Annotated in this window: 11 protein-coding genes; 7 read left to right on the top strand and 4 right to left on the bottom strand. The window is 38.6% G+C overall.

All coding sequences use genetic code 11. The annotated features are described in order from the left end of the window. Positions 1-18: 18 nt before the first annotated feature. The 4 genes from prfB to QS795_RS12105 all read left to right on the top strand — a co-directional run bounded on the left by prfB (position 19) and on the right by QS795_RS12105 (position 7,316). A protein-coding gene (gene prfB, locus QS795_RS12120) for a peptide chain release factor 2 (protein WP_132495760.1) occupies positions 19-1,120 on the top strand; the annotation gives its coding sequence in 2 pieces (ribosomal slippage) (positions 19-96 and positions 98-1,120; 1,101 coding nt in all). A 7-nt stretch (positions 1,121-1,127) separates the two neighbouring features. Continuing rightward, positions 1,128-2,645, top strand: coding sequence for a lysine--tRNA ligase (gene lysS / locus QS795_RS12115; RefSeq protein ID WP_036951129.1), 1,518 nt, complete (start codon positions 1,128-1,130; stop codon positions 2,643-2,645). Between the two features lie 691 nt (positions 2,646-3,336). Further along, the gene (locus tag QS795_RS12110) at positions 3,337-3,837 is read left to right on the top strand and encodes a hypothetical protein (protein ID WP_318626513.1); all 501 of its coding nucleotides are present in this window, start codon (positions 3,337-3,339) and stop codon (positions 3,835-3,837) included. A 281-nt stretch (positions 3,838-4,118) separates the two neighbouring features. Next, positions 4,119-7,316 carry a hypothetical protein gene (locus QS795_RS12105; protein WP_318626512.1) on the top strand — a complete coding sequence of 1,066 codons (3,198 nt, stop codon included), beginning with the start codon at positions 4,119-4,121 and terminating at the stop codon, positions 7,314-7,316. 144 nt (positions 7,317-7,460) lie between these two features. Here the strand turns inward: QS795_RS12105 and QS795_RS12100 are convergent, their stop codons facing one another. The 3 genes from QS795_RS12100 to QS795_RS12090 form a co-directional block, all read right to left on the bottom strand. Further along, complete coding sequence (locus tag QS795_RS12100) at positions 7,461-8,276, bottom strand: helix-turn-helix transcriptional regulator (protein WP_286269037.1); 816 nt, start codon at positions 8,274-8,276, stop codon at positions 7,461-7,463. Positions 8,277-9,165: 889 nt separating this feature from the next. Next, a complete protein-coding gene (locus QS795_RS12095) occupies positions 9,166-9,522 on the bottom strand; it encodes a nitrous oxide-stimulated promoter family protein (protein WP_286269036.1) in 357 nt (118 codons plus the stop codon). A 249-nt stretch (positions 9,523-9,771) separates the two neighbouring features. Continuing rightward, positions 9,772-9,984: a DUF465 domain-containing protein gene (locus tag QS795_RS12090; protein WP_036951125.1), complete on the bottom strand. Its 213-nt coding sequence runs from the start codon at positions 9,982-9,984 to the stop codon at positions 9,772-9,774. Between the two features lie 265 nt (positions 9,985-10,249). Between QS795_RS12090 and eco the strand changes: the two genes are divergently transcribed. After that, positions 10,250-10,726: a serine protease inhibitor ecotin gene (gene eco, locus QS795_RS12085; RefSeq protein ID WP_286269173.1), complete on the top strand. Its 477-nt coding sequence runs from the start codon at positions 10,250-10,252 to the stop codon at positions 10,724-10,726. Positions 10,727-10,787: 61 nt separating this feature from the next. On the opposite strand, the gene QS795_RS12080 is transcribed toward eco, so the two are convergent. Then, on the bottom strand, positions 10,788-11,225 hold the full coding sequence (locus tag QS795_RS12080) for a universal stress protein (RefSeq protein ID WP_286269034.1): 438 nt from the start codon (positions 11,223-11,225) through the stop codon (positions 10,788-10,790). Between the two features lie 359 nt (positions 11,226-11,584). Here QS795_RS12080 and QS795_RS12075 point away from each other — a divergent pair, with 359 nt between their 5' ends. Together QS795_RS12075 and QS795_RS12070 are read left to right on the top strand one after the other, a co-directional pair. Next, complete coding sequence (locus tag QS795_RS12075; protein WP_154602571.1) at positions 11,585-12,514, top strand: cation diffusion facilitator family transporter; 930 nt, start codon at positions 11,585-11,587, stop codon at positions 12,512-12,514. 147 nt (positions 12,515-12,661) lie between these two features. Then, the gene (locus QS795_RS12070; RefSeq protein WP_286269032.1) at positions 12,662-13,702 is read left to right on the top strand and encodes a galactose-1-epimerase; all 1,041 of its coding nucleotides are present in this window, start codon (positions 12,662-12,664) and stop codon (positions 13,700-13,702) included. Positions 13,703-13,704: the final 2 nt, after the last annotated feature.

Here is a 13,704-nt window from a genome sequence, read left to right as displayed (position 1 = left end):
AACTATAAGATAGTGAAAATGACGTTTGAAATAAACCCAGTAAAAAGCAAAATTCAGGACCTGTCTGAACGGACAACGGTTCTGAGGGGGTATCTTTGACTATGATGCCAAGAAAGAACGCTTAGAAGAAGTGAATGCAGAACTTGAGCAGCCGGATGTCTGGAATGAACCAGAACGCGCTCAAGCACTTGGCAAAGAACGCTCTTCCCTTGAGGCGATTGTTGAGACAATTGACCAACTGACCCAAGGTATTGAAGATGTAGAAGGTTTATTGGAATTAGCGGTAGAAGCTGATGACGAAGAAACGTTCAACGAAGCGGGCGCTGAGTTAGAAGTACTGCAAGGCAAGTTAGAACAACTTGAATTCCGCCGTATGTTCTCCGGTGAATATGACAGTGCTGATTGCTACATCGACTTACAAGCAGGTTCTGGCGGTACAGAAGCGCAAGATTGGGCGAGTATGCTCATGCGTATGTATCTGCGTTGGGCTGAGTCAAAAGGCTTCAAAACAGAAATTATCGAAGAGTCAGATGGTGATGTGGCGGGTTTAAAATCTGCAACAATTAAAATCATCGGTGATTATGCCTATGGCTGGTTAAGAACTGAAACGGGTGTTCACCGTTTAGTTCGTAAAAGCCCATTTGACTCCGGCGGTCGTCGTCATACCTCATTTAGTTCAGCGTTTATCTATCCTGAAGTTGATGATGATATTGATATCGAAATTAACCCTGCTGATTTACGTATCGACGTATACCGTGCCTCGGGTGCCGGTGGTCAGCACGTTAACAAAACTGAGTCTGCGGTACGTATCACCCATATACCGACCAACATTGTGACTCAGTGCCAGAACGACCGTTCACAGCATAAAAACAAAGATCAAGCCATGCGCCAGTTAAAAGCGAAATTATACGAACTGGAAATGCAGAAGAAGAACGCAGATAAGCAAGCGATGGAAGAGAATAAATCGGACATTGGCTGGGGAAGCCAAATTCGTTCTTACGTCCTTGATGATGCACGTATTAAAGACTTACGTACTGGTGTGGAAACGCGTAACACGCAAGCCGTGCTGGATGGTGATTTGGATAAATTCATTGAAGCTAGTTTAAAAGCTGGCCTGTGAGGAAAAAATGTCTCAAGAGCAACAGGGTGCAGAACAAGCTCCCGATTTAAATAACGAACTCAAAGCCCGTAAAGAAAAACTGGTTGCGTTGCGCGAACAGGGTATTCCATTCCCAAATGATTTTCGTCGTGAAAATGTCTCCGATAAGCTTCACGCTGAATTTGGTGAAAAATCAGCTGAAGAGCTGGAAGACCTGAACATTGAAGTGACTATCGCGGGTCGTATGATGACTCGTCGTATCATGGGTAAAGCGTCATTTGCAACATTGCAAGATGTTGGTGGCCGTATTCAGATTTACGTTTCACGTGATGATCTGCCAGAAGGCATCTACAACGAGCAGTTTAAAAAATGGGACTTAGGTGACATTTTAGGCGCTAAAGGTCGTTTATTTAAAACTAAAACAGGCGAATTGACCGTTCACTGTCATGAAGTTCGTTTGTTGACTAAAGCTCTGCGTCCATTACCAGACAAATTCCACGGTTTATCAGACCAAGAGACACGTTATCGTCAACGTTACCTTGACCTGATTGCTAACGACGAGTCTCGTAACACTTTCATCATCCGTTCTAAGATCTTAGCTGAAGTTCGTAACTTCATGGTAGAGCATGGATTCATGGAAGTAGAAACCCCAATGATGCAAGTTATTCCTGGTGGTGCTTCTGCGCGTCCATTTGTTACGCATCATAATGCATTAGATATCGATATGTATCTGCGTATTGCGCCAGAACTGTATCTGAAGCGCTTAGTTGTAGGTGGTTTTGAGCGTGTATTCGAAATCAACCGTAACTTCCGTAACGAAGGTTTATCTCCACGCCATAACCCAGAATTCACGATGATGGAACTGTATATGGCGTATGCCGATTACCGTGACCTGATTGTGCTGACTGAAGACTTGTTCCGTATCTTAACGCAGAAAGTATTAGGCAATACCGTTGTTAAATACGGTGAGCAAGAGTTCGATTTTGGTAAGCCATTTACCAAAATGACCATGAAAGAAGCTATCTGCAAATACCGTCCAGAAACTAACGTTGCTGATCTGGATGATATGGATAAAGCGGTTGCGATTGCTCAGTCCATCGGTATCAAGATTGAGAAGAGCTGGGGCTTAGGTCGTGTTCAGTGCGAAATCTTTGAAGAAGTTGCTGAAAGCCACTTAATTCAGCCGACCTTTATCACTGAATATCCAGCTGAAGTTTCCCCTTTAGCACGCCGTAATGATGACAACCCATTCATTACAGACCGCTTCGAATTCTTCATCGGTGGTCGTGAAATCGGTAACGGTTTCTCTGAGTTAAATGACGCAGAAGACCAAGCAGAACGTTTTGCTGAGCAAGTTCGTCAGAAAGACGAAGGTGACGACGAAGCGATGTTCTACGACGAAGATTACGTGACCGCATTAGAACACGGTTTACCACCAACAGCAGGTTTAGGCATTGGTATTGACCGCATGGTCATGCTATTTACCAATAGCCATACTATTCGTGATGTAATTCTATTCCCTGCATTACGTCCTAGCAAAGCTTAATCTTTGCTTTTCATGCCCAGTTAATAACTGGGCATGAATATTATCAATTAATCATGATATTTTTATTTAATTCTCTCATTCAAACCCACAATTAATTTGTTGTACCTTTCCAGTATAAAAATAAAAATCTGCGTTACATCACGTTATGCGTTAATTTAAGCTCAATATCTTTTTAAGATAACTGCTATTCATTGACTACTTTAATAAGTGTAGAATTTTATTTTACTCAATACCTATCTTTATCATCGGAGTAGCCTTTATCATTTCATTGGGATATTCCAAAATGTGAGTATTTTCAATTTTTGAGTGAGTAAATGTACCTGTTTGTAATGCCATGATTCTAAATTGATTAATTAGACTAAGTTTATAAAAACCTGAAAGATAGGATGAGTAAGCAAAGTTTATTTTGATTTATTACTAATGAAATGTGTTTTTGATGTTAATTAATGTGTAAGAGCCACCAATAAACACAAGTATGCGATATCTTATTTAAAGAGATATGAGTATTAATGTACTGAAATAACAATTCCGTGGTTGTAAAACTAAATTGGCAAAAAATAAAAATGCATAAGATTTATGAGAAGTCTCTATTTCTCTATTCGGCTATATAGAAAATAGCGAGTTTTTAGCTTACACTAGGTTTCTAGGACATCATAATAATAGCGAAGAAAAGTACTGGTAAGGTAAATATATGTTTTTAAAAAATAAATTTTATGTCGCGTCTTTGCTTGCGGTAAGCACGGCTTTACTTTCTGGCTGTGTCACTGGTCCAAATGCGCAAAAAACGGCATTAGCTGATTCTCAAGCCACCACAGCAACAACGAATAATTCACAGCAAAATAGTAAGGCTGATGATTCTTACCCTGAATCTCAGAATGTTTTAAATAATGCTTTAGATCGTTCACCAAATGCTGTTGAGCAGCAAGGTGTTGCGCCGCTAAATACTTGTATTAAAGAACTCAGTTCACTGAAAACGCTATCACCAGAAAGTTATAATCGCCTGGTAGGTTCATTTAAAGAAGTGAGTGAAATTAATCAGCTGTACAAACAAATCGAAGCAACTGCTAGCCCAGATACCATTGAGCTATTGCAAATGGCTATAGAATCTAAAACAAAAGTTCTTTGTGCTAAGGTGCGTTACAACGCAGTGCTATCAACGGAATCAACTTTGCAGAAAATTAATGGATTATGAGACTTAACCTAAGGCTTTGTGTCTCTTTGGCACTTTTTTCGACATGTTTTTCAACAGCTTCCTACGCGGAGCGTTTTAATAATGTCATCGATGACTTTGATACTTACCTTCAATCTGAAAATGAAGGTCAAAAACCAAAGCCACGACCTGTCGAAGTACCACTGAGTGTTAAATCACAAGCCTAAGGTTATGATGTCTTATCCTCTCTTTCGCCAGTTCCTGTGCCGAAAGAAAGCCGTCAAGTTACAACGGGTAAAGCAAAGAACACTAAAGAGAAAAAGGTGGCTCAGCGATCATCGAATGCGGTGACGTCATCCCAATCTCAAAGTACAAAAGCATCGGTATCAACGCCTGTTGAGCCTACAACACCAGTTCAAGTAACAGAACCAGCTCAAGTAGCAGGCACAGAAAAACCTGTTATCGACGTCTGTTCGTTGCCTTCTGAGTCTCAATCTTACCAGCCTGCATCTTCCTATTTGCTACAAGGTAGTCAATGGAATCCTAAGTATTTGGCGAAAGATTTTGCCAAATACCAAGTCATTATTGATCCTCTTGGCTTATATTCTTCGAGTTTCACGAAGAAAGCAGGGACTGATAACTCAGTCAATCTGGCTCAGTTGGCAAAACTCATTGAGCAGCAGCAATTAAAAAATCTGTATCGCTTTGGTGTTGCTCAAGGCGTTGGTGAGCTTATTTCGTACAATAGGCTGTTAACTGATAGTCAGTTAGTCACTAAGCTGACTAACTACAATAAAGACATTGCTGAATTAAATCGCATCATTACTGAAAAGCAAACGACGATAGCTAAACTCAGTGACGACATTGCAGCAAGTAAGTTGCAAATTGAGCAATTACAAAATGTTGTAAAATCTGTTGATAATAAAGCTGTTATCGATGGGTTGAACAATGAATTAACCAAATCGCAGAAAGTGATTGCTGAAAAGCAAGCTAATCTGGATAACCTTACCAAACAAAATAGCCAGTCATTAGACACTATCAAACAGTTGGAAAAACAGCTGAGTGATGGCGTGATTGAAGCGACAAATGCGAAAAAACAACTTGCCGACAAAGACAAGCAAGTCACGGATGCTCATCAGCGCATTGAGCAATTAACCTCCGAGATTGCCAAACTACAATCTGATGCGAAGCAGCAATTGCAGTCATCCGGCAATACGGATGAGCAGTTGAAATCGGTGAGTGCCAACTTAGTACAGCAAGAAGCCTTACTGAAGCAGCGTGAAGATGAGTTAAAGCTGGCTCAAGCGCAAAAAAGTGATGTCCAATCCGCACTGAAGCAACAGCAAGATGCGGTTAAGCAGCTTGAACAACAGAATCAGCAACTGGCTGAGCAAATGAAGCAGCAGTTGGCCGACAAAGACAAGCAAGTCACGGATGCTCATCAGCGCATTGAGCAATTAACCTCCGAGATTGCCAAACTACAATCTGATGCGAAGCAGCAATTGCAGTCATCCGGCAATACGGATGAGCAGTTGAAATCGGTGAGTGCCAACTTAGTACAGCAAGAAGCCTTACTGAAGCAGCGTGAAGATGAGTTAAAGCTGGCTCAAGCGCAAAAAAGTGATGTCCAATCCGCACTGAAGCAACAGCAAGATGCGGTTAAGCAGCTTGAACAACAGAATCAGCAACTGGCTGAGCAAATGAAGCAGCAGTTGGCCGACAAAGACAAGCAAGTCACGGATGCTCATCAGCGTATCGAGCAATTAACCACTGAGATTGCCAAACTACAATCTGATGCGAAACAGCAATTGCAGTCATCCGGCAATACGGATGAGCAGTTGAAGTCTGTGAATGCCAACTTATTACAGCAAGAAGCCTTATTGAAGCAGCGTGAGGATGAGCTTAAGCTGGCTCAAACGCAAAAAAGTGATGTCCAATTAGCACTGAAGCAACAGCAAGATGCGGTTAAGCAGCTTGAACAACAGAATCAGCAACTGATAGATAAAGTAAAACAAAAATCTGCGGTAGAAGCTGAATTAGCCACCTCTAAGCAGCAGCTAGCTAAGGCTAATATAGACTTGCAAAACGTGAAGCAAGAGCTGGAAAATAAAGCAGTGTTGATGGCTCAAGCTAGCGACAAACAAGTTAAAGCTTTATCTGAGCAAAATCAGAAGCTCTTGACTCAACTCGCTGAAAAATCGCAGCAGAACGACAAAGCTCAAGCGACATTGGTTGAGCAAACTGCCAAGTTAGTACAAAAAAATGCACTGGATGTTGAGTTAGCAGAAGCGAAGAAACAACAGGCGACTCAGCAAAATGCTCATGAAAAAATAGCTAAGCAACTGGCAGATAGCCAAAATCAGTACGCACAACTACAAGCGCAGCTAGCATCGAATGAACAAAGTTATGCGGATGCGAAAAAACAGTTAGCGCAAGCAAATACTGAAGTGCAAAAACTGCGTGCTGAATTAGAAAAACGGACTGAGCTTGCAGGCAAAGATACTGACCTACAAGTCAAAGAATTAACGGCGGAATTGAATAAGCAAATTAGTTTACTCAAAGGCCGAGAAGAAGCTTTAACCAAGTTAGATCAAGAGAATAAAGGCATTCAAGATTCGTTAAAAGCGCAACTGTCTGATAAACAGCAGCTAGAGTCTCAAAATTCTCAGTTGTTGTCACAAGCCAAAGAAAAAGAAGCATTGATTGCTAAGCTTGAAAGCGACATTGCCAATCGCAACAAACAGCAAGCTGAAATCGAGCAAAAGTTGCTAGAAGCAAACAAACAACTGAATGCGTTGAAGTTAGATGCTGAAAAATTTAATGCAGAGAATCTCTCGAAAAAAGATCAGGAATTGCTTCAACTTAAGAAACAGCTCGATGAAAAAACAGCGGCGGATAACAAATCTAAGCTGGAGCTTGCTAGTGTTCAAGATAGTTTGAAGAAAGCAAAAGATGAGCTGGCATCTTTGAAAGCATTTTCAACGGATGAGGGATTGAAAACGCAAATTAGGGATCTCAATCAGCGCGTGACTCAGTTGCGTGAAGAGAATGAAGCATTAAGAGCGAGTAAAAAAACATCTACAGGTAAGACGCCGACCATTATCCAAATCCCATCTACGGATAATGCGACTATTGCTAAAGAGAATGAAAAGCGGAATCAAAAGATCCTGCAGGATATAAAACAGCAGAAATACAGTAAGTTAGATAACTATACTTACTATAAGGTTTTACAAAAAGGTACGCCAATTACAAATGTGAAAGATAAGAAAATCACATTGATTATGCGTGAACAACTCACCGATGGTAAGGTGACCGTTATGCATACAGAGAAAAATCCAATGGTGTTACCTTATGATCAACTTCCACCACCGATGAACTCGTTCGTAGAAAAAGTGGGGGTAGGCGGAATGGTCAAAATTTATATTGAGCCTGAAGGTGGTTATGGTCCAGACGGTATTCCCGGTGAGGTGCCGCCAAATTCGATGTCAATTATTGATTTGAAAGTGATTCAAGCGAACTGATCAATAAAGATGCTAAATAGAAAGAAGGGCTTACTTAAATAGTAGGCTCTTTTTTTATTTCCAACGGTATGTGGGGTTGCCTTTCTGTCAGTGTAGCTAAGACATCAATCCTATACTGACAGGGCATATAACGTGAGGAAGGTATTAGGCGGCTTTGCGCGACCTACTGGGGGTATAACCAAAGCGTCTATGATAGCTTTGAGTAAAGTAAGACTGACTTGAAAAGCCTGCTTCCATAGAAACTTCCACGATACTCATCGACGTATTTATCAATAATTGATGTGCATACATGATGCGCTTCTCACTGATCCAAGAACGTGGTGATGTCGCATAAACAGTATGAAATAGCTCTTTGAATGTTGTTAAGCCCATGCCAAACGTTCTGGCAAACTCATTTAACTTCCACTCTTTTAAATAATTATTTTCCATGAAGGTCTGCAAACGCTCAGCTTGGCGATTACTGAGTTGTCGTAAATTGGCCAATAGGGTTGCGCCTTGCTCACTGTAGGATAATAACAAGAGTAGCTCATTAATCCTTAATTTAAGAATCATTTCCGGGTACTGAGTTTGAATAAATGACTCTAAACTATTTTTTAACTCATTAATTAATGGGTTTGTTGTAAATTTAATGATGTCTTTTGCAGCGCTTTCAGTGCGCTCGATCTCACTTAATTGAGAACCATAGTGAGATAAGTACTCGCGTAAAAACTTATCATCCAATGAGATCCATAAGAATTCGCCGTCTAATGCATTACTCTCTGTTTTAAACGAGTATGATCCCTGTTTGTGATAGAGAATATCACCTTCATGCAGGCTTTGATTTGCCGCAGGGGTTTCTAATAAAATCGCCCCTTTTTCTATGATGATAAGACCTTTAGAGGTTAAATCGAGTATCGCATGTGGGTTATTTTTATCTATGCGAACTTTTTTTATCACCTGATGACTTAATTTGCTGTTCATGGTAGCACCTTTATTAAAATTAGCTCTTTAAGTAATAGTCGAAATTAAATGTCAACTTTTTAACTTCTATTGATATAAAAAATCACTATAACTTTGATGATTAAAATTATATGAGCTGTTTTTTTATATGTCATATCGTAAATTAAAGTATTAATAAATGTTTCGAAATATGGTTTTTACGATTTATTCGCATGTATTCATCGGTTATTTCGAGTAACTCATTTAGTGTTCTATTCGTTTGTTCTGATGGTTACTGGTAATTGCAGTTTTAAATTCTAACTTTATTCCATTTTATGGATTTAAATATTTTATGTTTTTTTACGCTTTTTTGATGTTTTTTTGACTTTTAAAGGTAAGTAGTCATTATTTGTGTTTTATCATAAATAATAGCGATGTAAATTATTTGGGATACATTCGTTAAAAGTATCAATAATAAATTTTTCTAATGATTTTTATCGTTAGTCTCATTATCAATTAATAATTTAAATTAATAAGATTTAATATTTTCATTAAAAAGCTCAATTTAAGTCAAATATTGAGATTTAAATATCATTTTTAACATGTATAGGTTTGAGTTATTGATTTTGGCTTTTTTATAAATATGGTTTTTGGTTATTAATTTTTATTGGTTACTAATTTTTATAAGAACGTCATTTTTAGAGAGGGGAATATTGATGATGTGTTTAAGTAAATAGACTTTATTTGTCAGAAACTGAATATCGGATCCGTGATGTTTTAAAAAGTGACAAAAAACCAATAGGATAGTAAAAATAAACCGAAGATTTAGACGAATAAGTAGTGGTTAAATATATTTAACATTTACATGGGGGGATTTAGTTTCTACAGGATCACTCTTCTATTGGCTTGGTAAAATATTTTGCACTTAGAGTTAGTTACCTCTATTAGATGTTATGCGTTGCCTTGGTGGTAATTCAGGGACTGGCTTTTTATCATCGATGAGATGACGAATTGCTAAGATGGGATGGCAATAGAGCATTTTGGGGCCGGCCCAACGCATAATCACTTTCATTTGCTCTCGTTGCTTCGGTTGGTAGCAGTGTATAGGACACTGTTTACAAGCTGGTTTTTCTTCACCATAGCGGCATTTTTTTAGGCGTTTAATCGCATAGGAAAAAAGTGTTTGGTAATGTTCAGGGGCGTCTTCAGGAGCAGGGTGTGCCTTTTCATAGATTTTTATCATTTTCTCTATCGTTACGATTTCCCGAGATATTCTTTTACCCACCATCATCGTTTCCTCACAATCAAAGATACATTTAATATATATCTTTAAGGTAACTATTCATAGGCGATTAAATCAATATAAAAGCATTTTTACCTCTAGTAATAGCAAAAATGGCATAAGAGAAATTTCTTATGCCATTAACACTGTATTATCGCCAGTTGTATAACAGCTATCTTTATTGGAGCTTAATACACTGAAGCTAAGGCTCCAATGTACTTGATAAAGTAAGATTAGCTGTAGTTTAAAGGCACCTTATCGACTGGTTTGCATTATTCTCTGCATTTCATCTTTTAGATGCAGTTTTTCTTTTTTAAGTTTGGCAACCTGTTCGTTATAGCCGGCACCGGAAGGACCTTCAAGCTTGCTAATTTCTTTATCTAACTGGTGATGCTTCTCATAGAGAGATTGAAAGCGGGGATGTGTGGAGATTAATTGTGAAACTAAATCTTGATCAGCAGATAACATACTACCTCCTCAGAATGAATTAAGCCTCACTATCAGTATAACCATTGATTGTTTTATGTACATATTGAAGGGGGGGATTTACATAATTTTTATTAATTTTATGATCCTTATACTAATATTAAGTATTATCACTAAAGGATTAATTAGTTATCTATATTTTTGTAATTAAGAATCATCTATAGTGATTAAAGTGGTTGAATTGACCTACTATGTATTAAACCCTAGTTTTTAATGTTGTTATTTTTTTACCAATAGGAATTTTATGATGAAAAAAGCGATTTTGTCTGTAATGGCTGCGGTGGCAGTGTCTTCTTGTGCAATGGCGACTGAAGATTTAGGAAAGATCGCGCCATACCCGAAAGCAGAATCAGGTATGACTCGTCATGTGATCCAGCTTGATACTCAGCAAAATGAATATGACTACATGGTTGAGCTGGTTATCGGTAAAACAATCAAAGCGGATTGTAACCGCCAATGGTTTATGGGTGACTTAGAAGAAAAAACCTTAGAGGGTTGGGGATATAACTACTACAAATTAGACGAAGTCAAAGGACCTGCCTCAACAATGATGGCTTGTAGCGAGCCTGCAAAAGATCGGTTTATTACCACTCAGTTAGGTGATGAAGCATTTGTTCGTTATAACAGCAAACTCCCAATTGTTGTTTATGCACCAAAAGATATGGAAGTGAAATATCGTATCTGGTCGACAGACGATAAATTAATGAACTCTACTAAGAAATAATGCATTAAAATGCCGCGTCAGTTTTCTATGATGCGGCATTTTTTATTTTGTAAGCTTTAGATTAACGAACGACAAACACGGATGTTTGTGCATGACGCACAATGGCGGATGCTGTCGAACCTAATAAATAGGTGGATGTGCTTGGATGATGAGAACCGACGACAATCAGGTCGGCATTAATGGTTTTAGCATAGTCTAAAATTTCGTCTTTTGCTGAACCAATGCTTACTTGACATGTAATTTGAGAACTTGGAATTTTAGTCTCTTTGATCACTTCTTCTAATGCCCGCATCGCGAGTGTTGCACGCTCAGCCGAATTTTTATGGCTTTCAGGTAAAATAGCGACTTCAATACCAAAAAATAGTTCTACACTCGGGATCACCGAGAAAAAGTGAATCTCAGGCTTACCCAATGTTGCCAAATATTCCACATGTTTGACGATGTTTGAATTTAAATCATCTTCTAACAGATCAATAGGAACCAATATTTTCTTATACATAGCCACCTCTTCATTTGTTATTTTAATTTGATTATATACCTATCATTTTATAAGTCATATTACACTTATGATTTTGTGATATTGGATTCATAGGAGCATGGCTATCTAATAAAGATAAATCTACACTCTATCTATAATAGAGACTAGGTTAGTCATGAATACCTTCTATTTGTGGCTTTTATCTGATTAGAGATAGAAAAATAAAGAATAACTATTCTCAATCAATGTAATCAATTATTTACAATTTATTATGGGACATTTAACAAATAATATGAGAGTATCACCATGCTTAATTAAGTTATTGAAAATACACTATATTTAAATGATAATTGTTTTGCTTTTCATTAAGAAAATAAACTATGCATAAACATGAAATCCCAACTTCCGGGAAAAATGAATTCGAACTACAACAAGAGAAATTTAAAGCCGCAAAAAAAAGTACATTGATCAGTGTGGCGGTGAATACGCTGTTGTCTATTTGGCAAATTATTGTCGGTATATTTTCCCACTCATCAGGCTTAATTGCTGATGGTATTCATACACTTTCGGATTTAATTGCAGACTTTGTTGTCCTTATTGCGAATAAAAAAAGTCATAAAAAACCTGATGCTGACCACCCATATGGCCATTTTCGTTATGAAAACGGGGCTTCCCTTATTTTAGGGATTATTTTGTTGATCGTTGGTGTCGGTATGGGCTGGTCTGCGGTCGAAAAAATGATTAACCCAGATTTAATCCCCGAAGTTCATACGATTGCATTAGTTGCTGCATTAACGGCTCTGGTTGCGAAAGAAGGCTTATTCCGCTACATGCTGCATGTGGCAAATAAAGTGAATTCGAGTATGTTAGTGGCGAATGCTTGGCATGCACGTTCTGATGCTGCTTCTTCATTAGTGGTCGCTATCGGGATTATTGGGAGTTTATGTGGTATCCGTATTCTTGACCCCATTGCCGCTTTAATTGTGGGGACATTCGTTTTCCGTATGGGATTCAAATTCACTTATCAGTCTATGCAAGATTTAATGGATAAAGGAGCAGATGAAGAAACGCTCGAACAAATGAGCGATGTTCTTCGAGGTATTTCGGGAGTTAAAGGATTCCATGATTTGAAAACACGCAAATCTGGTGACTTTTTCCTTGTAGATGTCCACTTAGAATTAGATGGCCAAATGACAATTCTAGAAGGGCATGATATTGCAGTGAACGTACGGAAACAGTTAATGAAAAATCCACAAATACTGGATGTTATGACCCACTTAGACCCTTACGATAAAGATTGTTTGCATTGATTCCTATTTAAGTATTAAGCATTTTTGAAAAAGCTGACGTATTATGCGCTCAGCTTTTTTCTTTTTACGTAATCGAGAATTCGTTTTATTATTGTTAAATTATGTTGGTTACACGATAAGTGGAAATATAAGGAATATTAGGGAAAAATGCAGTTTACCAAGCAACAACGTCATACTCTACGCACACCGAAGGTCGTTGCACTCACAAATAAACAGGGAATGAAAATTATTTTGAGTAGTTTAGGCGCCAGCTGGGTGAGCTGTATATTGCCGTTGGCGAGTGGTAAACGCGATATCATTTTAGGTTCACCTAATATGGCCGCTCAAATGGAACAGCGAGTTTATTTTGGTGCAACGGTAGGGCGAGTCGCAAATCGCATTGCAAACTCCACTTTTGACCTTGAAGGTCGTAAATATCAACTTGCGCATAATCAAGGCGCACATTGCTTGCATGGTGGGCGTGATAACTTCAGTTATCGAGTGTGGTCAATCGCTCAGCCTGATCAGCAGCAAGCGATTTTTACCCTTGTCTCTTCTGATGGTGACCAAGGTTTTCCGGGGGAGTTAAAAGTTGAAGTGCAATATGAGCTCACTGACGATAACCAAGTGCTCATTAACTACCGATATCAATGTAACCAAGATTGCCCTGTTAACTTGACTAATTACACCTATTTTAATCTTGCGGGTGAACAGTCGGATCGCACTGCATTTGAGCATGACCTCCAAATGCAGGCAGTATATTTCTTGCCACAGGATAGTGAAGGGCTCCCAACGGGAGAATGGCGAGAAGTCACTGACACTTATTTCGACTTTAGGCAAAAGAAACGTGTTGGCTATGATTTTTTACAAGATGAAGAGCAGCAAGCGGTAGGTGGATACGACCATACTTTTGTGTTTGATGAGTCAGTGGTCGATGGGCGACAAATTGTGGCGACACTTGGCTCTCCCAATGGTGATGTGCAAATGAATATGGTGAGTACGTCACCTGCTATCCACTTGTATACAGGGAACCATTTAATCTCTGTTTTAGGTAAAAGCAAAACCTATACGCCATTTTCTGGGATAGTGTTGGCTCCACAATACCCATTTGATGGTTTAGGGCATACAGAATCAGATGGTAAAAACCCTATTATTGCCAAAGCTAATCATATTTATACCAGCCAAACTCGCTATCAATTTATTTTTTAGTA

It is taken from the genome of Providencia zhijiangensis (assembly GCF_030315915.2).
GTDB lineage: Bacteria > Pseudomonadota > Gammaproteobacteria > Enterobacterales > Enterobacteriaceae > Providencia > Providencia zhijiangensis.
The sequence above is the reverse complement of the archived record's forward strand: the minus strand, read 5'-3'. Positions and strand labels throughout refer to the sequence as shown.

What these genes read in the sequence shown, in the direction of transcription:
- QS795_RS12100 (WP_286269037.1), bottom strand. Translation starts at nt 8,276, where the DNA reads ATGAACAGCAAATTAAGTCATCAGGTGATAAAAAAAGTTCGCATAGAT.
- eco (WP_286269173.1), top strand. Translation starts at nt 10,250, where the DNA reads ATGAAAAAAGCGATTTTGTCTGTAATGGCTGCGGTGGCAGTGTCTTCT.
- QS795_RS12080 (WP_286269034.1), bottom strand. Translation starts at nt 11,225, where the DNA reads ATGTATAAGAAAATATTGGTTCCTATTGATCTGTTAGAAGATGATTTA.
- QS795_RS12075 (WP_154602571.1), top strand. Translation starts at nt 11,585, where the DNA reads ATGCATAAACATGAAATCCCAACTTCCGGGAAAAATGAATTCGAACTA.
- QS795_RS12070 (WP_286269032.1), top strand. Translation starts at nt 12,662, where the DNA reads ATGCAGTTTACCAAGCAACAACGTCATACTCTACGCACACCGAAGGTC.
- QS795_RS12095 (WP_286269036.1), bottom strand. Translation starts at nt 9,522, where the DNA reads ATGGTGGGTAAAAGAATATCTCGGGAAATCGTAACGATAGAGAAAATG.
- QS795_RS12090 (WP_036951125.1), bottom strand. Translation starts at nt 9,984, where the DNA reads ATGTTATCTGCTGATCAAGATTTAGTTTCACAATTAATCTCCACACAT.
- QS795_RS12110 (WP_318626513.1), top strand. Translation starts at nt 3,337, where the DNA reads ATGTTTTTAAAAAATAAATTTTATGTCGCGTCTTTGCTTGCGGTAAGC.
- lysS (WP_036951129.1), top strand. Translation starts at nt 1,128, where the DNA reads ATGTCTCAAGAGCAACAGGGTGCAGAACAAGCTCCCGATTTAAATAAC.